The following is a 22,379-nucleotide window of genomic DNA, read 5'->3' on the forward strand; positions in this document are numbered from 1 at the left end:
TTCAGTATCTGTCGAAATTTACATTCTCACTCTGTTGTGTGTGCTGAGAACGTTAATTGCCGCCTCAAATGTCTACATATTGAGGCGGCAATTATTTCTATACACCGAGAGATTTGACGGATACTTTTATACCGCTAAAAGAAGCAGTTCATCATAGTATTTTAACAGTTGATGATTACTTGGTAATTCACCTATCCAAGTTTCAATATCGCGGCAAAGTTTTTCGAAATCTTCTTTGAAGTCTTCTGGATTCTTTTGACCTGATAAGAATTGTTCGGCTTGCGCCTCTAATTCACCAACTGTATCCGTTGGTTCATTTTCTTCCGTTCCTACTGATTCTTTGTCAGTTGTTGCTTCATGAGTATCTTTCGCTACCCAATTGTTGCCCTCCCAGTCTTTCTTGGCATTATTAGCCATGTCAACCGCAATTGTCCAACCGACAGCTTCTGTGACACCTCCAGCAACGGCCGCAGAAACACCCCAACCAAAAACCGGAATCAATTTTACCAAGTTTCTGCCAACGAAAGTAGCGGCAACCGCACCTATTAAACCTTTAGCGGCTGATTCTGTTATTTTTCGATCAAAAATCTTTCCTAATGCAATAACCATAGAAACCTGAACTGTAGTAATGGGCACGGCATCTACCATAGGAACCGGGACTGCCCCAGCCGCAGCGCTTGCGGCGGCCGCCGTATGTATGGCTATATTGCACTTTGTAAGTTGATTGGAACTCATGAGGCGAGCAGCCTCGGCCTTTTTTTCAGCGATTACTTTTTTATATTCATTTGCCACGGTATTCACCCCTTATACATCCGCATATTGATTATCCAAGCTACGCACATACTTGCCCAATTCAATAATGATACCATTCAGGGTGTTTATATTTACATCCTTATTTGTAAACACATCAGGATAACCAAGTTTTAGTTCCTCGATGTTACCATTGGCAGAATATTTAATATCATTATAGTAAACGGTATCACGAATGTTGTTCTTATCAACTACTGCAATGCCGTCTGTGCAGAAAATGAGGTCAAAATCTTTCTTGGTTTTATCATCCAGTATGGCGAATGCCTTCTGCCGAACCAAGTATAGATAACCATTTTGGATGCGCAGTTTATCATTGCCGAGATAGGAATTGAATGCTATGCCATCGTCCATTAAGTAAATACTAACACGACCGGGGTTTCGGATCAATTCTCCCATGTTGTCCTGAATAATTTTTTTCATGTGCTTACGCATTTCTTCGCTGTCTTGATTGCTTCGCTTCTCGCCAAGAAGTTCGTCATCAAACGATACAATGTGAGAATACGCTATGGGTTCCTGCGATGTTTCTTTATACATATGCAAATATTGCTCCGGAGCAGGAAGCGTATGCCGTTCACAGAACTCACTCAACTCACGGTCGAGCAAGTCAATGGACTCGTAATCGACGACTGCATTGATTGCTTCAACAATATGTGCTTTCAGCATTTCATAAAATTTCTCTGTAAAAAATTGATAGGAATAGGTCCGAACCAAATTTTTGTAATCCTCATAACTGAAATTGAGTTCATCCAGTTTGGCTTGAAGCCTGGTCAATTCTGGCCTCGCCAAACGCAATCTTCCCTCAATTAGACGAATCAAGTTATCGTGCTTTTTTAGGCCTCTGAAGCAGGATAACTCTTCAATTCCTGCTACTGTTTCATTTAATACATCGGTAAAACCGATTCTAAATCCGCGCTCTTTTAAGCGACTAATATACTCTGCCTTGGCCTTGCTGTCCAGAATCTTTTTTGCCGCTTCTTCTCTGTGCGCATTGGCTGCACTTGTATTACTATAATAGGTATCACGGCATTCAGGTGGAACATCCTCTGGAGCTGGAAGAACAGAATTGAATTTTATAATCATTCTTTTTGCGTAGGCATCTAATGTGTTCCGATAGGCCTTCTTTAAAATTGCCTTCTGGGTACGCATAAACTTTTCTTCAAGCAATTTATCTTGATTGCCCTCAGGTAAGCCTTCAGGCATAGGATAGAGATACAGTGGGTCAACCTGTGTTTCCAATATGTTATATTGAGTAAAGGCGGCCGAGTCTTTGCCAGACAGATATTTGCTGACATAGAGACGACTCAAAATCTTTGCGTTGGCGACTGTGTTATACTCTTCATTGACAAGTATTTTCAACAGTCTGGCCGCATCATCACTTTTTCCGACTTTGAGATAAGAAACAGCGCACAGCTGAATAATATCGAAGGAATTTGGAGACATCCGCTCGGCCAATTTCAACAAACCGTATATCTTTTCGCTGTCCTTCTGATCCTCATTCCAAAGGAGATCGACATATTCCAAAGCACAGGAGGCCACAAGCTGATCTTCACGCAGAATGTGATTTCGGGTTAATTTATAGAAATGCTCGTAATGATTTTTGGCCAGTTCACTATATTCTTTTACAATAGAGGAATCCTTATAATACGCTTGCAGTTCCTCTTCGGTTTTTCTTTTGTTTTGCTCCAGCCTTCTCCGAGCCTGCTCCGCAATGCAATTGGCAGTATGACCATAAAAGTACCAAAACGGTGGATAGGCTACAAACCTATTGGAGATTGCCTCCAGACGTGCATATTTTCTAAATTCGTTTGTATCAAGCAAAATTTTGTTATACTGCTCGATTTGTTTTTCTGTAAGCCGCCACTCATCATCAAAATCATACTCGTCCGCCAGACGCCATGCAGTTGTGAATAATTCTCTCTTCAGTGCGTTGAACTGTTCAATGGCGGTGATTTGAAGTTCGATTTCGGCATCTTCTTTCGCCATTCCGGCATTGGCTTTTTCCCTGCGATAGTTCATATATCCAGATCCAATCTGCGTTGCAAGCGAGACGGCGATGGCAACCGGATTTCCTGCCATAATAACGCTGAAATTCGGTATGGCAGACCAAATGGCATTCTTTAACTGCTCCTGATACTTTTTCTCAATTTGAGCTTTTTTGATATTCTGAATGCGAAAAAATGTGATAACATTCAAAAGCTCGCTTAGGATGCGAAGCAGGGCTTCATCCTTTGGCATTTCTTTCAGATTCAGATTATTTAAGATGGCATCGTATTCCTGCTCCAAAATATAGGAGTCATTATAGTCCACAATTTGCGATACCGAAACGGTACACATATTCAGAGCATAGGCGGCCTTAAGCTTTTCTTCGTGGCTATGCTTTTCGTGGCTGACAGCCGCAACATTGCTTGTCATATTCTTCTTCCTCCCTGCATAGTGTAAAAATGATATATTGCGATAGCTGCGATTTTCGGTTCTTAAACCATGGTCCCAAAGGATTTATCGAAAACTCAATTCAACAACAATAGGGACGTGATCCGATACCTTGTTGTAATACTGCTCGAATCGTTCTTCCTCTTGCTTTCCATCATCGCCTTTTGCGTGAACCGCGTCGACTCTATTCCAACTTTTAACAATTCTCTTTGTCCTCTCATTATAGGAAAAATGATCGTAATTATTTGCATAATCGCTCTTGCTTAATGTTGTTTTATCACTTTGAACGGTGTACATTACCTCACATCCTGGTTCAAAGCTGGTCAAAGGCTGCCCGTTGGGTGAGAAAAATGCAGTATCCTTTAGTACGGCTTTCCCAATCCCACTGGACTCCAAATTGAGATTATAATCTCCCAATATCAGCGTATAGGGAACAGTTGGTTCCACATCTTTCCTATAATCGCTAATTTTTTTATAAACGCTGCCTGCAAGCACTTCAAATTCGTGCTGCCTGAGAGCAATTGCACCACCATCAAAGTCGGTTTTCATAAGATCATCAGACGGTTTCCCAAAAATGATATGTGTTGTAATAAGGCGAAGCTCGATTTTGGTTCTTTTTATTTTGAAGCGGCCATAAAGCGGATCACGAGCCAGCCTTAGTGCTCCGCTGCCGAAATTTGTTTTATAATTTCTGAAAATGCGGGGATTGTTTGGAACATCCATAAGTTCAATTTTTTTGGTATTCCAAAGAAATGCATATCCTTCGCCCCGACTGTCCTTGCCCAAGTATGGATAAAACTTAGAACTTGTTTTTGGATCTCCCCAAAATGAATCCCATTGCTGGCCTAACCGTCCAATCAACGATTTCTCAATGGCCGTTTTTTGTGCCATTTTATTCTGAACGGGAACGCCAGAGATTGGCCGGCCTGATGCCAGTACTTCCTGCATGGCGACAATATCGAAATTTTCCTCTTTAATGATCGCAGCAATTCGATTCAAATCCTTATCAGTTGCCAATGAAAAGTTTTTCATATTAAAAGATGCGATTCGATAACTCATTCCGCCGCCTCCTCGATGTAAAGCCCTTGGCTTCTCAGCCACATTTCAACGCCTTTTCCGAATACCTCGGCCTCCACGGTCCACCCCTTCGCATCCTCTGATAAAATTTCCGCTGTGGGAAGCCGGTCCAGTACGGCCTCAATGGACGGTCCGGTATACTTGAACCTAATCCGCTCCAACTTTCCGCCGTACATGAATTGCACCCGCTTACGGAATTCCCCCTCCTGGAAACGATCTTTATAAGGAACTCTGAAGTGCTCGTCCAGAACTTTGAAATACTTGATTCGGTCAATACGGTAGATGGTAGGGAATAAATCGTCCGGGTTTTCAAAGGTAGTTTTATCCTCCAGGAAAGCTGTCAAGTAGAAGTAATATTCTGAAAACATGATACCCACCGGCTGTATACGCCGATGAACTAATTTAGGCTCTTTCATCCTCGTATACTCAATCTCCATCACCCGGTGTTCCTGCACCGCCTGTCCGATCTCCCACAGGCCGGGGAGAATATGCTGATCATGGTGAGGCTCCACATAGTGATGCTTTTCGTTTGCCAGCAACTCTGCTACCGCCCGCTTACTCCGTGCCGGCACGCAGCAGGAAATGAGCTTATCCAGTATTGGTAGCATTTCGTCCCGGCGCATGGAGCGACTCTCCAACAGGATCTTACATACAGCCAAAATCTCGCTGTTATTAAGCAGAGGCAGGGCAGGCTGCTCCAATCGGTAGCCACGTTCTCCCTTATCATAGACGATATCTTGTTGCAGACCTTGTTCTGCAAAAAAACAGCGCAGCGACTCCATGTCACGCTGAATGCTCCTCTCCGTGACATGAAATTGCTGCGCTAATTCTTTTTTGGGGAGAACATCACCACTGACTAACCGTGAATAGATTTGCAGCAAACGCTCTGACTTCACCGATATTCCGTCCATATGTTCCTCCATGAATAGCCATGTGCTGACAAGCATATATTACTATCTAAAAGATATAGTAATATATCTATAAGCTCATGTCAATTTTTGTCACGATTCGCTACCATAGGTGCATATGGAGGAATCGATTATGAAATCCATCTACGCCGAACAATACCGCCAAATTGGGTTAAAGATTGCCTACTACCGGAAGCTCCGAGGACTGACGCAGGAGGAACTTGCGGAGCAGGTCGGTTTAACCCCCGCCTATATCGGGCATCTGGAGGCCCCTAACATCTCCAAAGCACTATCCTTAGACACCCTGTTTGATATTGCCGCAGTCCTGGAGGTCGCACCTCAAAAATTTTTGACCTTTGAGGACTGATGTTACGCCTATTATAGCATATATCATAGACAGTAATTGTCACTCTCATCCTTTTTCTTGCTTTTTTATTTGTGAATCGACAGTATTTTTCTGCGCAGCACGATTCTTTAATTTGTGCCTGGATATTCTGATATTTCTGTGGTATCGTGTCTTGCTGCAAGGAGGCGAGACACATGAACGACACACTGAAATTGTTGTATGACAGGTTTTACATCGCTTTACCCATGGCGGAGGCCGAACAGGAGATCGAGATCTGCCACCGGGAACTCATTGAACGGCTGGAAAAACCAGAGAGAAAATTGATACTGCGGATCATGGACGCACAAGGCCTGATTGCGGAGGAACGCTCCGTGGACAGTTTCCTTTGCGGGTTTAAATTGGCGTGGGAACTGGCATACGAACTGAATCACTTTGAAATGGACAGGCATCCATCTCCAGCGGAAGAAGCGGAGATGGATGCCTGATTCTATCCCTGCTGAATGACAAGGGTGCCACCCAGCCGATACCGGCACAGTCCAAAGCCTGTTTCAGATCGCTCTAAAATGGTTTCCGGGATTTGTTTCAGATACTTCCGCCCAAAGCTGGTGGTGCCGAAGTATGCATCAAAATTGGCCACCGGCAGCACCACCCAGTCGGAATCCTCCGGCTTATTGGCAAGGTAGTAGGACACCAGAGTTGTGACCATATCCAGAGGAACCCCCTTGGGCGTGAGCGTGCGGAGTTGTTTTACTAACTCAGGCGGCAGTGACTGCTCCTTATCCCGGAGTGGGCCCAGCTCCAAAGCCTGAGCCAGAAAGCTGTCAAACCGCAGGCCCCACTGTCCCTTAGTGGTGGGAGCAAACAGAGGGATCTGCATTTGGATTACCTTGTCCCGCCAGGCCCGGTCAAAGCTCTTCTCAATGGCAGCACACTTCTTCTGGGCACTGCTGGATATCCTCTTCGGGTTTTCCCGCACAAAGGCCGCCACCCGATGCACATGCCTATGGAACCATCCGCTGCCGTTTTCATCCACGAGGCCGGGAAAATCCTCATGGAATTTCCCAAAATCACTGCCGAACTGCCACGCCTCCCGGGGCGTGGCTTTTTTGTTGTCCGGCACACTGCACCAGGCGCATAAGCCCCGCTTGGCATAGTCGATGCGCTCCCGGGGCGCTTCGATTGGGTTGCCATTCTCGTTATGAAACAGAAATCCTCTTGCCAGGATGGTCAGTACCCGGTTGAGCCCCTCGAAATCCAGGATGGTGTCGAAGGTAAAACGGCCCAGGTAGGTGGTGTCCTGCTTGTTCCGGGCAGTGTAGTTTACCACACCGGTGTAGTCCTGAAACTCCTTCCACTCATTCAGCATGGTCCACCTCCAGAACATGTTCCTCAATGTGGTCCGGCAGCAGGTCCCACAGCAGGTTCCGCTTACCCAGAGCCACCACATAGGGTACCGCCAGGCTGGGCCGGACGATCTTGTTCAGCAGCTTGCGGCAGACCTTGGACACCACGGCCCGCTCATTGCCGCTGAAGGGGGCAGACAGATAGGCCTCCATCATCTTCTGGAAGGCCGGGGAGTCCGCCGGGCGGCGGAGCTGCTTCCGTTCCCGGGCTGTCGCCAGATCGTCCGTATCACAGACCAGATCTCCCAGCAGACGGAACCCGCCGTGGCGGAAGTCGGTCAGGAGATCGTAGTAGTTGGCTCCCTCCGGCAGCCACTCCCGCAGGAATGTTTCTCTCTGTGCTTCTGCCATCAGATGCCACTGCTGCTCCACAATTTCTTGCCGCAGGGCGGTGATACGTTCCGAGGAGATCTGCTGGAAGAAGGCGTACAGTTCATCGCTGTCGTAAACTTCCTCCTGACCTCTGGCATAGAGGATGCGGTCAATGTCCGTTTTCCGCTGCTGTCCGTTGGCGGGGGCACGGCAGGCCCGGACGCGGGAGAGACAGTGCTCGTAGTCCCACAGCAAGGCAGAGACAGAAGAAAGAAGGTTTTGGTCCAGCTGCTTCTTCCAGTTTCGTTCCTGGGCGAAGGTGAATAGTTCGCTATCCTTCGCTGGTTTCTTCTGAATCTTGGGCGTGTTGCGCTCCAGCTGGCGGGCCAGCCAGGGCAGCCGCTCCACCGGGGAGTCCACCGTGTCCCAGTCGATCCCGGCAAAGAAGGTCTCCAGCCGCTCCCGGTGGGTGGGCTCATACCAGGCGCGGCGGCGCTCCTCCGCGCGCTCCAACAGATATTTGTACTGGAGGAAAGGAGTGCGCTTTACCTTCCGTCCGCCCAGAAATTCATCCAGGTTGGGCCGTACACCGGTCTTGGCCGCGTCGATCTCCAGCCCGCTGTAGATGGCCAGGGCTTCCAAGTCCCGGCGGCACCGCTTGCGCTCCTCCGGGTCGGCGTGCTCGTTGTAGGCGATGACGCTGCGGTCCAGGGCGGCGTTGCAGATCTGTCCGATGCGTGCGGCAAAGGTGTTCTCCACCGTCTGAAAACGGGCCTGCCAGTCGTTGGCGTCGGACTTGGGTGCGGACAAGGATGGAATTTTCAGCAGGGGCAGGTTGGCGTTGTTGGAGAGCTGCTGATGGACATCGTAATCATAGTTCCGCTTTACGCAGCGGTTGAGGATGGGATCGGCAATGGTCTTGATGAGGTCGCCGTCGTAGTCGGCACCGCCCAGCCGCTCCGCTGCCAAACTGTCAGCGGACACCATGACCACATCAGTGAGGTGGCCCAGGTAATGCTGGCGCAGTGCGTCTCCCTCCGGGTACACTGACAACTGCAATTCCTCGTTCCGGGCGATGTGGGGATTGCGGAGCAGAGTGCAGCTGTCCTCATGGTCATAGGCTGCACCAGGAGCAAAGAAGCTGTCCTCCGCAAAGAAATCTCCCATCACCTGATTGCAGAAGTCCCGCTCACCGGGCAACTGGAACACACGGGGCGCAATTAACTGCCGCAGCAGTTCCAGCAGGTCACCTGAGAGAAAACGGTTATCCCCCGGCACCAGCAAGCGACCAACGGCGTAGCCTCGGAGGATCTTCCGGGCCTGTCCGTCCAGCTGTTCCGCATAGATAGATTCCCGGATAAACTTCGGGTTCTTCTCCAGCACCTGGGCCATGATGTGCGCCCGGCTTCCCCTGGGCTGGCTCAGGCCCCGGCGAAAATATTCCTGCTGGTATGTTTCGTTGGCACGAAAGTTATAGTAGGCCGTCTCGGTGGCCTTAGTCAGCCATTGCCGTGGATCATCCGCTGGACTATGGTCCCAGCCCTCCGGCAGGTCGGCGGGACGGAACTCCTCCGGCTGGATGGAGAGGGTGGAGAGGAACTGGTAGTTGAGCTCCACCAGATGCTCCGGCTCCGTCTTGCTCAGGTTGGTGATGTACAGGGCGTGGTTGTAGTCCCGAAAGGCGTCCCAATAGTCCTCCCAGGTCATACCGTTCTCCCGCAGCCATCCGTATGCCTTGAACTGACTGCGGGTGAGAATGATGTCCACACTACGGACGGGGTGTGCCTTGCCCCAGATGTCCACGATGCTCTGGGTACCGCTTCTCTTCAAGAAGTCCTTGAAATCCACCTGATGGAGCATCCCCTTGATGTAGGGCATCCGAATCTGGAAGGAGGTGTGGGTGTGGCTGCCGCAGCAGGCCTTGTCCACCACATCGGCGTACTCTTTGGAGATGAGGCCCACGCCGTCAAAGCAGGTGATGTCCAGATCTTCCAGCGTATCTGCCCGGTAGAAGGTTCCTGGCTCTCTGCCTTCTCGCAGGGTGATGACAGGGGCTCGTTCCACTCTCTTGGTTGGATTGTCTATGACGATGACCCGGTAAGGTTTGTCAATGCGGATGCCGTCTACCCGGGTTCCGCTGGAGAACATGAGACCGTTGTAGGCGTAGAGTTTACTGAGTTGGCATCGGCCCAGTTCCATATTCAGCATGATCCGCTGGCGCATGGGCTCGTACAGTTCCGCCCGGATGAAGGAGAGGCGGGACTGGCGGCTCATGCTGGCGGAGCGCTCAAAGGCCACATAGCGGCAGGGACCGCCGCCGAAGTCCAGGGTGATCCCCTCGGGGCGGAACATATCTCTGGCCTTTTCCCGGCGGGCCTGCTGCGTCTTTCCGGTTCCACGCCGGTCAAAGATCCCGGCGAAGTCCATGTAGAACAGCACATCGGAGAGAGCCGTTACCTTCTCCTCGCCACGCTCCCGCCAGCCCTTCCCGTGGAGTTGGTACATAAGCTGATGGAACATGGCGCAGCTGTCCTGCTCGTGCTTGGCACCCGGTACCTTGCAGTGCTCGGTGGCACTGCGGTTCAGAGCAAAGATGTAAATGCCGTCTTTCTCCGCGGCATAGCTCATCACTGCCCGGGCAGAGAGTTCGTAGATCTGATAGGTCGCCATTGGCTCACCTCCGTTTGCTCCATTCTACCATAAACCATTTCAAAGTCAAAATGAATACTACTCCCACTTCTTTTGAGGTGGGAGCTTTTTGTATTCAAATTTTTGAAATGGAGGTACCAAATATGAACAACAAAATGAACCATCCCCTGATTACAGTGGACGGCAGAACCCTGATGGATCGTCCGCTGGAACCGCCCAATTTTGTGGTGGATACCCTGATCTCTCCGGGTCTGCACATCCTGGCTGGTTCCCCGAAAGTGGGCAAGTCCTGGCTTGCTCTGTGGCTGGCAGTGACAGTGGCCAAGGGAGAACCGGTCTGGAACATGACCACCAAGCAGGGTACTACCCTCTATCTCTGTCTGGAGGACTCCGTCCTCCGCATCCAGAATCGACTCTTTGAAATCACTGAGGACGCGCCAGACAGCGTCCACTTCTGCACGGAGTGTGCGCTCATCGGTCAGGGGCTGGAGGAACAGGTGGACGCATTCGTCGCCGCACACCCCGACACCGTGCTGGTCATTATCGACACCCTGCAGATGGTTCGTCCGATCCACGATGCCACTTACGCTAACGACTACCGGGATCTGTCTGTGCTCAAGCGGCTGGCGGACAAGCACGGCATCGCCATCCTGCTCATCCATCATCTGCGCAAGGAAAAGGCGGAGGATGTGTTCCACCGGATCTCTGGTACGACTGCTATCAGCGGCGCGGTGGATTCCAGTTTCACACTGGTGGAAGAAAAGCGGGGCAGCGGCAGGGCCAGACTGACCTGCGTGGGCCGGGACATCGAATACCGGGAGTTGGAATTGGAACGCGGCGGTGAAAATGTGTGGGAGTTGGTTTCGGACAGCCGGACACAGCCTGAACAATTGGAGGGGCAAATCGTCGTTCTCCTCTCTGCATTTATGAGCACCAGAACAATATTTATCGGCACTCCCACGGAACTCTCCGAAAAGATCGACCCTGATAAGTCTGAAGGGGTAACGCCCAAAAAGATTTCAAGGATGATCCTGCAAAGCGTTGAGGCCCTAAGGAAGAACGGAATTGCTGCAGTGATCCGCAGAAGCAACGGCAAGCGTGTGATCGAGCTGCGTCGTGCCGATAGTGTCGATTTAGAGAGGACCGGAGAAATCGTCCCTATCGACCCTGTCGAGGCGCTGTGCGGCGATTTGCGGGCAGTTTCCAGGTGCGGCGAGTAAACCCCGCAAGGCAAAAGAAACGCCGTGTTGGGCCGCTTGTGGCCGAAGGAGGAGTGCGGGTGTTCGGCGCGGGAGAATCACCTCAAAAGGGGCCACCGGCAAAACCCAGCAAAGCGGTTTCGCTGGGGAGAGGAGGAAGCACGGAGCGAGGGAGCTTTTGACCTCGGTCGGAAGCGACAGATGCGCAGTCGCTTCCGACGAGGGCCAGCATCGCGTTTGTCTGGTCACCGGCAAAGCCGCCGCCCGCCTTCCGCATAATTTCCGGGCAGAAGCCCGGACCCACTTTTTCTGCAATTTGGAGGAAACGATATGAAAAAAGATATCAAATTCAGCACCCGGATGGCATCCGAAGACCGGGAGGCCATCAAGGAATTGGCGAAACGCTCCGGGATGTCTATGAGCGATTATGTGACGGCCTGCTGTCTGGGAAAGCAGGTAGTGGTCATCGATGGACTGAAAGAAGTGCTCAAGGAGCTGAAGTCCATCGGCAGAAATCTGAATCAGCTTGTCACCCTGGCGCACATGGGGCGCGTCACAGTGATCAATCTGGACGGTGTGCGCCAGGCGTTCTCTGAACTCTGTGCTGCTGTCCGGTTGATTCTGGAACGAAAGCGGTGGTGAAAAATGGCGATCATCAGCTTCACTAACTACAAGCGAGGACAGACCACCGGATGCATGGGAGCCGTGATGCGGTACACCATGCAGAACAAGAAAACCGAGTGTGACGGTCAACAGTTGGTCACAGGCATCAACTGCCAGCCGGAATCTGTCTACGCGGACTTCATGACCACCAAGCGCCTGCATCACAAAACCGACGGTGTGCTGTTCTACCACATGGTGCAGAGCTTTCCAAAAGGCGAAGCGGTAGATCCGGTCACCGCTCATGCGGCGGCGCTGAAGCTGGCTGAGTACTATGAGGGCTATGAAGTTCTGGTCTGCACCCACACAGACCGGGAACACATTCATTCCCACTTTCTCATCAACTCCGTCAACTTCGATACTGGGAAGAAACTGCACATCGCAAAGAAGCAGCTCCAGGAACTGCGACAGCGCAACGATCAAGTCTGCATGAAGTTTTCTCTCCCTGTGTTCAACCCCACGAACGGGAAAGGGAAGACCAAGACGATGTCCATCGGCGAGTATCACACGGCCGCCCGTGGCCAGAGTAAAAAACTGCAGCTCATGAACATCATCAACGACTGTATGCGCCACGCCTCTAACCGTGAGGAGTTTATTGCGCTGATGGAGAGCGAGGGCTACAAGGTGCGCTGGGAAGCGTCCCGACGGAACATCACCTACACCACACCCAGCGGCTGGCAGTGCCGTGACCGCCTGCTGTTCGGGGAGAAATATCTGAAGGAGAATATGGAATATGAATTCAGGATCAGAGAAGAAATTATCTATGGACGAGCTGTTGGAAAAGAATCGTCCCGCGCAGATGGTACAGACCACGCCGCAGCCTCCGGCGCAGGAACTGACACCGCCTCCCGGAGTGCATCCCACAAGAGCGGAGTGGGAGGAACTGCTGAGCAGCCTCTATGCACTGGGGGACCACACCGAGAGACAGACTGGCTATCTCAAGAAAGTCAGCGAACTGCTGGCGCAGCTCCCGACCCGGACGCAGATGGACGAACTGCTGAAAGCGGTGAAGCATCTGGAGAAGATGAGCGAACAGGCTGGGAAGCGGAACGAGAAGCGTTTTTCTCTGCCCAGCATCAGGCTGCGCAGACTGAGTCTGCCGGACATTCCATGGACCAGTCTGCTGTTGGGAGTGGCGGCCCTGGCGCTGACTGGGCTGGTGCTGTGGGTGGTGTGGTCCAGCTTGGACACGCTCTGGAGCGCGGCCAGGGGCCTGCTCCCGTGAAGGACGCCACCACCACGCACTACCACGCAGACAGCAAGGCCCTCCGGAAAGAACGGCAAAAGAAAATCGCCCAAGGCCACGCCGAGGACGATTACGAAGAAGAACAGACTTGGCAGCAGACCATGTAAAGGAGGATGATCACATGAGTTATCAGCAGGCAATGTATGATCGGGAGCATCCCCGATACTCTGAGCCGACAGAATATATCACGATGGAAGTGGACGGACTGATTGTTGCTCTCCGCTTCAAAAACACTATTACACAGCCTGATACAGTGTCTAAAATTGAGCGGACACTGCTAATGGCGCAGGATTTTGAAAATCTAAACGAGCCTGCTTGATTCAGTAGACTTTTTACCAGTGGTGTGGGATACTGTGTGTGCATATGAACCTTGACAATTTAATCTGAGCAAACCATATGCACCGCAGTCCTATACCAGAAAGGACAAGGTGCAATCATGGAAAAAAGCAAACGAGTATACTGCCTCTATCGAGTCTCTACCAAAGGACAGGTAGAAAAAGATGATATCCCGATGCAGAAACAATACTGCCGTGAATTTGCGGAGAGCCAGGGATGGACGATCATCAAAGAATTTGCGGAAAAAGGTGTCTCGGGTTTCAAGGTGGCTGCTGCTGACCGCGACGCGATTCAGGAGATCCGTCAGGATGCCGAGGAACGGAAGTTTGACATCCTGCTGGTGTTCATGTTCGACCGCCTGGGACGGAGAGATGATGAGACACCCTTCGTAGTAGAGTGGTTCATCCGCAACGGAATCGAAGTGTGGAGCGCAATGGAAGGGCAGCAGAAGATGGATGATCATATCGACAAACTGCTGAACTACATCCGTTACTGGCAGGCCTCCGGTGAGAGCCTCAAAACCTCCGCCCGAACAAAGACCCGTCTGTCGCAAATTGTGCAGGAGGGGAGGTTCCGCGGCGGGATCGTTCCCTATGGATACCGCCTGGAAAAGCAGGGGCGCTTCAATAAAAAGAATCACGAAGTCAACGAGATTCTGATTGACCCGGATGAAGCTGCGGTGGTGCGCATCATCTTTGAAAAATATGTCTATGAGGGGTTCGGCGCACAGCGGTTGTCCCGGTGGTTATATAACAACGGCTATCTCAATCGAAAGGGGACCAACTTCGCCAATACCACCATCATCAAAATGCTGAAGAACATCATGTATGTGGGAATCCTGCGCAGTGGGGAAACACGCTCAGAAATCTTTCCGGAGCTACAAATTGTTCCGCTGGATCTGTATGAGCGGGCACAGGAGTTGATGGAGGCCAGGACAATGCACCACAATGAGGTGCCCTTTAACTCCAAGGGGAAGGCTCTGCTCTCAGGGATGGTCTACTGTGCCCACTGCGGTTCTAAGCTGGTGCTGACCACCAGCAGTGGAAGACGCGCCAAGGGTGAGCCCAAACGGGAAACCCGTATCCGATACGCCTGCCACTACAAGATCCGCCATCCTCAGGACTGTGATGGTCAGACCGGATACTCCGGTGAGAAACTGGACGGCATTATTGATAAGATTGTCATCCAACTCTTTGAGCGAATGAAGACTGCACCCAGGAGCCAGCTCATTCAAAAGCAGCGGGAGAAAGAACTCCAACTGGCAAACAGTTCGGTGGCCAATCTGGAGAAACTCCATGCCGCCGCAGAACGGGAGCTGGAAAGCTACAAAAAAGAGATCATCAAGACCATCAACGGGACTGGTAGTTTTGGAGCGGACATCCTCGGTGAGATGATAGAGGACACCCGGAGCAAACTGACGGCACTGGCACAGGAGCTGGAACAGGCCAAGGAAAAAGCGGCTGATCTGAAAAACTCTGCCGTTGCCGTTCAAAAGGAGTATGACAAGATCATGTCCTGGGCCGACCTGTATGCGGGCAGCAGCATTGAGGGAAAGAAGATGATCCTGCGGCAGCTCATTGAGCGGGTGAATATCGGGAAGAACTTTGAAATCGAAGTGGAATTCAAAATCAGTGTCACACAGTTCTTCGACTTCCTGTATCCGGAAGGGGACAAGAGTGTGTACTATCGCGCATCCTGAAGGCATGAAAAAACTCGGGAGATCTCGTTTTGAGATCTCCCGAGTGTGGTGGACCCGAAGGGGATCGAACCCTCGACCTTACGGATGCGAACCGTACGCTCTCCCAGACTGAGCTACGGGCCCAAATCAACAGTTCCAAAAGCGGAACAGAAGAATAAAGCAATATGAAATTATAGATGAGGCAGAAAACCGAACCCTTTGCGCTCCCAGACTGAGCTACGGGCCCAAATCAACAGTTCCAAAAGCGGAACAGAAGAATAAAGCAATATGAAATTATAGATGAGGCAGAAAACCGAACCCTTTGCGCTCCCAGCTGAGCTATAGGCCCATATTTAACAATTGTGAATTATAGATACACAGACCTAATTAAGGACTATGCGCTGCAACTTACACAGCTCTTATATTATAGCAGATTTTTTTAAATTGTAAAGTCTAAAATTTCATGTGTCTGTTCAAAATTGGAATAAAGCAATTTGGAGAACAAGCCAAGAGGCAATTTTTGATGGTCTTATTTTCCTGCGAAAATTATGATGGATTTAACTTGAAGAGAGAAGGTGTGAAACAGGGAAAACGAATCGGTGCACTGTTTAAAAAATTTTCATTGATCATTGGCGGGAGATATAGTACAATATTTACCGCCCTGCTTTACGTTTCGGCGCAAAGCAAGGCCGCACTAGTTGGGGAGATAGCGGTGCCCTGTACCCGCAATCCGCTACAGCGGGGATGAATCCCGGCCCCCGGACGTATGATGTGTCGTCTGACCTGAATAAGCAGTGATGATAAACCGGTCCCGCGCAACGTGGCTCCGTGAACCGTGTCAGGCGGGGAACCGAGCAGCACTAAGCGGCCCGCCACGTGTGCCGCGGGGGTACTGTTTTTGAGCCGGCTGTTTAGGTAACGGGCATATTGTGCGCTTCAAAGGTCGGTGTGCGGCCTTGTTTTGCGCCGAATTTATTTGACCAATGACACGATGAGGTGATTTGATGTACCAGGCCCTGTACCGCAAGTGGAGACCCCGCACCTTTGACGATGTGGTGGGCCAGTCCCATATCACTGACACCCTGAAGCGTCAGGTATCCGGCGACCGGCTGTCCCACGCCTATCTGTTTACCGGGACGCGGGGAACGGGCAAGACAACCTGCGCCAAGATTCTGGCCCGGGCGGTGAACTGTCAGAATCCGCAAAACGGAAATCCCTGCAACCAGTGTCCTGCCTGTCTTGGCATTGAGAATGGTTCCATTCTGGACGTACTGGAGCTGGACGCTGCCTCCAACAACGGCGTGGACCAGGTCCGCGCCCTGCGGGACGAGGCGGTCTATACTCCGGCGGCGGTGCGCAAGCGGGTATACATCGTGGACGAGGTACACATGCTGTCCACCCCCGCCTTCAACGCCCTGCTGAAGATTCTGGAGGACCCCCCCGCCCATCTGCTGTTTATTCTGGCTACTACGGAGCTTCATAAGGTCCCTGCTACCATTAAATCCCGGTGTCAGCAGTTTTCCTTCAAGCGCATTCTGCCCGGACAGATTGCCCAGCGGCTGGAGTATGTGGCAGGTCAGGAGGGTATTGACCTGACCCCGGAAGGGGCCGCGCTGCTGGCCCGGCTGGCTGACGGAGGTTTGCGGGACGCCCTCTCCCTGTTGGACCAGTGCTCGGGAAGCGGGAGTAAGGTAGACGAGCAGGAAATTTTGAATACTCTGGGTCTGGCAGGCAATCTGGAGACCGCCGCCCTGATGGAGAAGGCCGCCAAGCGGGACACCGCCGGGGCACTGGAGACCCTGGGGCGGCTGTATGGAAACGGAAAGGACGTAGGTTCCGTCCTGGGTGAGCTGTCCGCGCTGGCCCGGGACCTGCTGCTGCGCAAGACGGCTCCCAGAGGGTGTGCCGCCCTGTTGACCGGCGGCTATGACGAAGGCACCATGCGCTCTCTGGGGGAACAACTCTCCGCCCAGCGGCTTTTGCAGATGCTGGAGCTGCTGCAGAAAACGGGTGCGGAACTGGCCCGGAGCAGCAACCGCCGTACGGATGCGGAGCTGTGCCTCATCCGCATGTGTGATGAGAGCCTGGACGCCTCCTTTGCCGGACTGTCCGCCCGGGTAGCAAGTTTGGAGGAGCGGCTGGCCAGTGGTGCCGCAGCTGCTGCGTCCCCGGTGCCCCAGGCCGCTCCGGCTGAGCGCCCTGCGCCGGTTCGGAAGCCCGCGGCGGCACCCGCTCCGGTATCGTCCAGACCTGCGGCGGAAGATGTCCCGCCCTGGGATGTGGAGCCCCGGCAGCAGGAGCCCCAGAAGACGGCAGCTCCGGAGCCGGTGAAGGAACCGGAGCCTTCGGCTCCCCAGCCCCAGCGCCCGGCGGAAGCACCTGTCCGGAGCGGGGGAGAAGACCGGGCCTTTTGGCCCTCCTTTGTGGCGGGCCTGCGGGGAAAGGTCCCCCCGTCCGTTACTCCCTATCTGAACAATCCGGCCAAGGTGACCGGCGTCTGGAAGAACGGAGTGCTTACCTTGTGGGTGGATACGGAGTTTACCCGGTCTATGCTCAATAAGCCGGCGGTGCTGGAGGGCCTGAAAAATGCGGCGTCTGCGGCATTTGGCGGTCAGGTCCGGGTCAGTGTGGTGACAGGCAAGGCCCCCGAGCCTGAGGCTGTACCTCAGCCGGCCCCTTCCCAGGCAGAACAGCCGCAGGAAGCGGCCCCGGCGGGGGATGCGCTGGATGAGCTGCTGGCTTTTGGCGAGCAATATGACAACATTGTGATTCAATAAAATAAAAGAACGGAAAAGGAGTTTTAACCGATGGCAAAAGGCTTTGGCGGTCGGGGAATGCCCGGCATGGGCGGCATGAATATGAACATGCTCAAGCAGGCCCAGAAGATGCAGCAGGATATGATGCGCATGCAGCAGGAGCTGCAGGAGAAGGAGTACCAGGCTGCCGCCGGCGGCGGCGTGGTGTCTGCCACCGTGAACGGCAAGCATGAGCTCAAGGCGCTGACCATTGATCCCGAGGCGGTGGATCCCGAGGACGTGGAGATGCTCCAGGATATGATCGTGGCGGCGGTCAATGAGGCTATGCGCGCGGCCGATGCGGATGCGTCGGATACCATGTCCAAGCTTACCGGTGGGCTGGGCCTGCCCTTCTGAATCTGGTTTACACAAAAAGCTGCAAGCCGTTTTGAAATGGCTTGCAGCTTTTTCTGTTTGGCGTTACAATAGATTTGGCACCTGACCAGGAAGGGCGGATGCACAACCGGAACGAGAAAGCGAGGGGCCTATGCAGCTGCATCACCACCAAAAATTTCATCCCGACCAGCGCGAGCGGATGCTGGAAACTCCGGTTCCGCAGCTGATTTTGACGCTGGCGGTTCCCACCATCATCAGCATGATGATTACCTCCATTTACAACATGGCGGACACGTACTTTGTATCCCAGATTAACACCAGTGCCTCTGGAGCGGTGGGGATCGTCTTTTCCGTCATGGCCATTATCCAGGCGGTTGGCTTTACCATCGGCATGGGGGTAGGAAGTGTCTCGTCCCGTCTTTTGGGACAGAATCATAAGCAGCAGGCGGCGGAATATGCCTCCAGTGCCATAGTGGCGGCCATTGTCTGCGGCAGCCTGTTGACTGCTTTGGGCCTCACGTTTTTGGATAAGCTGGTGTGGCTTCTGGGTGCCACCCCTACGATCTATCCCTACGCTTTAGCTTATGCGACCTACATTCTGTTGGGGGCACCGGTGATGTGTGTGTCCTTTACTCTGAACAATTTACTGCGCTGGCAGGGAAAAGCCAACCGGTCGGTCATCGGGCTGGGCACCGGAGGGATTCTGAACATGGTGTTGGATCCGGTTTTCATTTTTGGTCTGGATCTTGGTATTGCAGGAGCGGGTATTGCCACCCTGCTCAGCCAATGTGTGAGCATGTGCATCTTGGCTTCCTTCTTCCTGCTGGGCCACAGCGACATCAAGGTGTCTCCCCGATATATCTCCCGTTCTCCCCGGATTTACATCACGATTCTGGAGAGTGGAATGCCCTCCTTTTTTCGCCAGGGTATGTCCAGCCTGTCCACGGTGGCGCTCAACTTCAACGCCGGAGTCTACGGGGATGCGGCAGTGGCGGCCATGGCCATTGTGACCAAGGTGTTTAACTTCCTGCTCTCGGCCATCATTGGCTTCGGACAAGGAATGCAGCCGGTGGTGGGTTATAACTACGGAGCGGAGCGCTACGACCGGGTAAAGCAGGCGGCCCTGTTCTCCATCCGGTTCTGCACGGCTATTTTGACCACCATGGCTGTGCTGGGCGCTGTGTTCGCGCCCCAGGTTGTCGCTTTCTTCCGGAATGACCCTCAGGTCATTGACATCGGGACCCGTGCGTTCCGGTATCAGTGCATCTCTCTGCCTCTGGGGGCGGTGCTGGTGTTTGCCAATATGCTGTTCCAGTCGGTGGGCAAGTACTGGCGGGCCTCCCTTTTGGCCTTGTGCCGTCAGGGCCTGTTTTTCATTCCTCTGGTCTTCATCCTTCCGGCCCGGTTTGGCCTGACGGGCCTGGAAATGACCCAGACGGCCTCTGATCTGGTGGCCTCTGCCATCTCGGCCGCTATGCTGCTCTACTACTTTCTCAAAGAATTTCGCCAGGAGGAGCAGCGAGCTGGTCAGCCGTGAATGTATCAGTAAAAAAGCAAGGCGCTCTGCAACGCAGAGCGCCTTGCTTTTTTAAAGACCCAAACAAAAATCCTTCCGGGGCAGCTTTTCCCAGGAAAACAGAGGGAGCAGCTGATGGGGCGTGACCGGAGCGACCTCGGGAATCAGACCTGCGGCGTGGGCCAGAATGCCCACCAGTTCCGGGGCAGAGTATCGCTCCTGGAGCATCCCCAATTCCAGATCCCGGTCCCGTTTGGCCAGACGTCGGCCGTCAGGGGAGAGCAGGAGGGGGACATGTCCATATTCGGGGTGGGGGAGACCCAGCTTCTCCTGAAGCCACAGCTGTCTTGGGGTGGAGGAGAGCAAATCGCTGCCCCGCACTACCTGAGTAACCCCCATAGCTCCATCGTCCACGACCACAGCCAGTTGGTAGGCGTATACGCCGTCGGAGCGGCGGAGAATAAAGTCACCGCAGTCCCGGGCCAAATCCTCCCGACAGGGGCCCTGGAGCAAATCCTCAAATTGGATGTCTTGTTGGGGCACTTGTATCCGCCAGGCAGGACGGCGGATGCGGTTCAGCTCCTCACGCTCTTCCACTGTGAGGGAGCGGCACCGGCCGTCGTACACCTGAATGCCGTCGGAGCGGTGGGGGGCGCTGGCAGCCAGACGCTGGGCCCGGGTGCAGTAGCAGGGGTAGAGAAGACCCTGCTCCTCCAGGGCATGAAAGGCCTGGGCGTAGAGGTCGGAGCGGCGGCTCTGGTAGACGGGCTGGCCGTCCCAGTCCAGGCCCAGCCACTCCAGATCCCGCATCACCTGGTCGCAGTATTCCTTCCGGCACCGGTCCGGGTCCAGATCCTCCAGACGCAGTACCATTCCGCCCCCCGTACTCCGGGCGGCCAGCCAGGCCAGCAGACAGGACCACAAGTTGCCCAGGTGCATGCGGCCGCTGGGGCTGGGGGCAAAGCGGCCGGTTACCGGCTGCTGTTCCATGGCGGATTCCTCCTTTTACGGGGTGTTTATTGGCCGTATTCCTCCCTGGCCCGGCGCAGAAATTCCGCGTCCTTGTCGTCCAGGGCGTGGAGCCCGGCGGTGTCCTCCATGTGGTGGGTAAATTCGTGGGCTACGGTGGCGAAGATCTCGTCCTTCCAGACCTCCTGGTCCTCCTCCGCCAGCAGCTGGACAAAGGAGCCGTAGTAGAGCACGATGTACCGCCCCAGCATGTCGTGGCAGTACTCGCCCATGATATACATCTCTCCCGGCGGGAAGTCGGGATCGGGCAGCTCCTGCTCCTCCAGCTGGATGCCGCCGTCCAGTTCCTCGAAGAAGGCCTCGGGGAACTCCTGGGCGATCTCCTCCAGCCAGTCGCCCATCTGTTTGTAGGTGGGTACCATGGCGCTTCCTCCTTGTCAGGGCGTCAGGTCCGCCTGCCGGCGCAGCAGGGACAGAGGAGGCACCGGACAGGGCAGCTTCATCCGGAACACCATCTGGGGTTTGCGGACTTCGGACAGGGGGGTGCCCTCCTCATCCCACAGCCCCTCCACCCTCAGAGCCTGGGGGCGCACATCGGGGCCAACCAGCTCCAGCTGGTCGCCCACCGCGAACTTGTTGTTCAGCGTGAGCTGGGCGTTGCCCTCCTCGTCGCAGGAGAGGACCTTGGCCACAATCTGCCAGTCCCGGATGTACCGGGAGCTGTCGGTGTACTGGCCGGGCTGGCCGTAGAAGAAGCCGGTGGAGTAGTGACGGTGGCTGATGTGTTCCACCTCGTCCCGCCATACCGGGTCCAGAGGTTGACCCGCGGCAGCGGCGTCGATGGCATGGCGGTAGGCGCCGGTGACAATGGCGGCATAGTAGGCGCTCTTGGCCCGGCCCTCCAGCTTCAGCGAGTCCAGACCGGCCTCCAGCAGCTCGGGGACGTGGTCAATCATGCACATGTCCCGGGAGTTCATAATGTAGGTCTCTCCGTTTTCCTCGTAGACGGGGAAGTATTCCCCGGGCCGCTTTTCCTCCATGAGGGCATACTGGTAGCGGCAGGGCTGGGCGCAGGCACCCCGGTTGGAGTCCCGGCCCGTCATGTAGTTGGACAGCAGGCACCGGCCGGAGTAGCTCACGCACATGGCGCCGTGGGCGAAGACCTCCAGCTCCAGCTCCTTGGGGGCCTTGGCACGGATCTCCCGAATCTCATCCAGGCTCAGCTCCCGGGCCAGAATGACCCGGCTGGCGCCCAGGTCGTGCCAGGCGGCAGCGGACTGGTAGTTGACCACGCTGGCCTGGGTGGAGATGTGACACTGGACGTGGGGGGCATGGCGCTTGGCCAGAGCCAGGGTGCCCACGTCGGCCAGAATGATGGCATCCACGCCGGTGTCCTCCAGAAATTCCAGCCACTCAGGCAGCCGGGCGACCTCCTCGTTGCGGGGCATGGTGTTGCAGGTGACGTGGACCCGCACACCCCGGCCGTGGCAGAACTCCACCGCCTGACGCAGCTGCTCCGGAGTGAAGTTGCCGGCGAAGGAGCGCATGCCGAACATGGTCCCCGCCAGATAGACGGCGTTGGCACCATAGGCTACCGCCATCTCCAGCCGCTCGGGATCCCCGGCGGGGGCGAGCAGTTCAATGTTGTGTTTTTCCATCTTATTTCCTCTCTCCAAAGGAAGGGGCAAGGGCCTGGACCCTTGCCCCTT

The 22,379-nt window shown here is 53.9% G+C and carries 19 protein-coding genes, 1 tRNA gene and 1 other RNA gene; 11 read left to right on the forward strand and 10 right to left on the reverse strand.

Annotated elements, in window-relative coordinates; genetic code table 11:
- Positions 1–126 precede the first annotated feature (126 nt).
- The 4 genes from AC3YUO_RS04910 to AC3YUO_RS04925 all read right to left on the reverse strand — a co-directional run bounded on the left by AC3YUO_RS04910 (position 127) and on the right by AC3YUO_RS04925 (position 5,240).
- Positions 127–792, reverse strand: coding sequence for a DUF697 domain-containing protein (locus AC3YUO_RS04910; protein WP_489961926.1), 666 nt, complete (start codon positions 790–792; stop codon positions 127–129).
- Between the two features lie 12 nt (positions 793–804).
- Positions 805–3,222 (reverse strand): hypothetical protein, encoded by a 2,418-nt coding sequence (locus tag AC3YUO_RS04915; protein WP_489961927.1) that lies wholly within the window; start codon positions 3,220–3,222, stop codon positions 805–807.
- An 84-nt stretch (positions 3,223–3,306) separates the two neighbouring features.
- Positions 3,307–4,299 (reverse strand): exonuclease/endonuclease/phosphatase family protein, encoded by a 993-nt coding sequence (locus tag AC3YUO_RS04920; protein WP_489961928.1) that lies wholly within the window; start codon positions 4,297–4,299, stop codon positions 3,307–3,309.
- Complete coding sequence (locus tag AC3YUO_RS04925) at positions 4,296–5,240, reverse strand: helix-turn-helix transcriptional regulator (RefSeq protein WP_489961929.1); 945 nt, start codon at positions 5,238–5,240, stop codon at positions 4,296–4,298. Before AC3YUO_RS04925 ends, AC3YUO_RS04920 begins: the two co-directional genes overlap by 4 nt.
- A gap of 118 nt (positions 5,241–5,358) precedes the next feature.
- Here AC3YUO_RS04925 and AC3YUO_RS04930 point away from each other — a divergent pair, with 118 nt between their 5' ends.
- Positions 5,359–5,592 carry a helix-turn-helix domain-containing protein gene (locus AC3YUO_RS04930; protein ID WP_489961930.1) on the forward strand — a complete coding sequence of 78 codons (234 nt, stop codon included), beginning with the start codon at positions 5,359–5,361 and terminating at the stop codon, positions 5,590–5,592.
- 173 nt (positions 5,593–5,765) lie between these two features.
- Positions 5,766–6,056: a DUF6809 family protein gene (locus AC3YUO_RS04935; protein WP_489961931.1), complete on the forward strand. Its 291-nt coding sequence runs from the start codon at positions 5,766–5,768 to the stop codon at positions 6,054–6,056.
- Between the two features lie 2 nt (positions 6,057–6,058).
- On the opposite strand, the gene AC3YUO_RS04940 is transcribed toward AC3YUO_RS04935, so the two are convergent.
- Positions 6,059–6,937, reverse strand: a complete 879-nt coding sequence (locus tag AC3YUO_RS04940) for a hypothetical protein (protein WP_489961932.1) — start codon at positions 6,935–6,937, stop codon at positions 6,059–6,061.
- Positions 6,927–9,956, reverse strand: a complete 3,030-nt coding sequence (locus AC3YUO_RS04945; protein WP_489961933.1) for an RNA dependent RNA polymerase — start codon at positions 9,954–9,956, stop codon at positions 6,927–6,929. Before AC3YUO_RS04945 ends, AC3YUO_RS04940 begins: the two co-directional genes overlap by 11 nt.
- 107 nt (positions 9,957–10,063) lie before the next feature.
- Here AC3YUO_RS04945 and AC3YUO_RS04950 point away from each other — a divergent pair, with 107 nt between their 5' ends.
- From AC3YUO_RS04950 to AC3YUO_RS04970, 5 genes are all read left to right on the forward strand, one after another.
- Positions 10,064–11,155 (forward strand): AAA family ATPase, encoded by a 1,092-nt coding sequence (locus AC3YUO_RS04950; protein WP_489961934.1) that lies wholly within the window; start codon positions 10,064–10,066, stop codon positions 11,153–11,155.
- A gap of 309 nt (positions 11,156–11,464) precedes the next feature.
- On the forward strand, positions 11,465–11,776 hold the full coding sequence (locus tag AC3YUO_RS04955; RefSeq protein WP_006572268.1) for a plasmid mobilization protein: 312 nt from the start codon (positions 11,465–11,467) through the stop codon (positions 11,774–11,776).
- Positions 11,777–11,779: 3 nt separating this feature from the next.
- Entirely contained in the window at positions 11,780–13,147 is a 1,368-nt protein-coding gene (locus AC3YUO_RS04960; RefSeq protein ID WP_489961935.1) for a relaxase/mobilization nuclease domain-containing protein, read from the forward strand.
- Positions 13,148–13,161: 14 nt separating this feature from the next.
- A complete protein-coding gene (locus AC3YUO_RS04965; RefSeq protein ID WP_489961936.1) occupies positions 13,162–13,359 on the forward strand; it encodes a hypothetical protein in 198 nt (65 codons plus the stop codon).
- Positions 13,360–13,476: 117 nt separating this feature from the next.
- The gene (locus tag AC3YUO_RS04970; RefSeq protein WP_489961937.1) at positions 13,477–15,075 is read left to right on the forward strand and encodes a recombinase family protein; all 1,599 of its coding nucleotides are present in this window, start codon (positions 13,477–13,479) and stop codon (positions 15,073–15,075) included.
- Positions 15,076–15,121: 46 nt separating this feature from the next.
- Here the strand turns inward: AC3YUO_RS04970 and AC3YUO_RS04975 are convergent.
- A tRNA-Ala gene (locus AC3YUO_RS04975) sits at positions 15,122–15,198 on the reverse strand.
- Between the two features lie 545 nt (positions 15,199–15,743).
- On the opposite strand from AC3YUO_RS04975, the gene ffs reads away from it, so the two are divergent.
- The 4 genes from ffs (at position 15,744) to AC3YUO_RS04995 (ending at position 19,722) form a co-directional block, all read left to right on the forward strand.
- Positions 15,744–16,008: signal recognition particle sRNA large type (ffs, locus tag AC3YUO_RS04980), an RNA gene on the forward strand.
- Positions 16,009–16,058: 50 nt separating this feature from the next.
- On the forward strand, positions 16,059–17,831 hold the full coding sequence (gene dnaX, locus AC3YUO_RS04985) for a DNA polymerase III subunit gamma/tau (RefSeq protein WP_489961938.1): 1,773 nt from the start codon (positions 16,059–16,061) through the stop codon (positions 17,829–17,831).
- A gap of 30 nt (positions 17,832–17,861) precedes the next feature.
- A complete protein-coding gene (locus tag AC3YUO_RS04990; RefSeq protein ID WP_489961939.1) occupies positions 17,862–18,206 on the forward strand; it encodes a YbaB/EbfC family nucleoid-associated protein in 345 nt (114 codons plus the stop codon).
- 130 nt (positions 18,207–18,336) lie between these two features.
- Positions 18,337–19,722 carry an MATE family efflux transporter gene (locus tag AC3YUO_RS04995; protein ID WP_489961940.1) on the forward strand — a complete coding sequence of 462 codons (1,386 nt, stop codon included), beginning with the start codon at positions 18,337–18,339 and terminating at the stop codon, positions 19,720–19,722.
- Between the two features lie 51 nt (positions 19,723–19,773).
- On the opposite strand, the gene gluQRS is transcribed toward AC3YUO_RS04995, so the two are convergent.
- Genes gluQRS through AC3YUO_RS05010 form a run of 3 tightly spaced genes read right to left on the reverse strand, consistent with a single transcriptional unit; the run spans position 19,774 to position 22,328 of the window.
- Positions 19,774–20,691, reverse strand: a complete 918-nt coding sequence (gene gluQRS / locus AC3YUO_RS05000; RefSeq protein WP_489961941.1) for a tRNA glutamyl-Q(34) synthetase GluQRS — start codon at positions 20,689–20,691, stop codon at positions 19,774–19,776.
- Between the two features lie 26 nt (positions 20,692–20,717).
- Positions 20,718–21,092, reverse strand: a complete 375-nt coding sequence (locus tag AC3YUO_RS05005) for a metallopeptidase family protein (protein ID WP_489961942.1) — start codon at positions 21,090–21,092, stop codon at positions 20,718–20,720.
- A gap of 15 nt (positions 21,093–21,107) precedes the next feature.
- Complete coding sequence (locus AC3YUO_RS05010) at positions 21,108–22,328, reverse strand: peptidase U32 family protein (RefSeq protein ID WP_489961943.1); 1,221 nt, start codon at positions 22,326–22,328, stop codon at positions 21,108–21,110.
- Positions 22,329–22,379: the final 51 nt, after the last annotated feature.

It is taken from the genome of Pseudoflavonifractor sp. HNCC25GI2 (assembly GCF_058136395.1).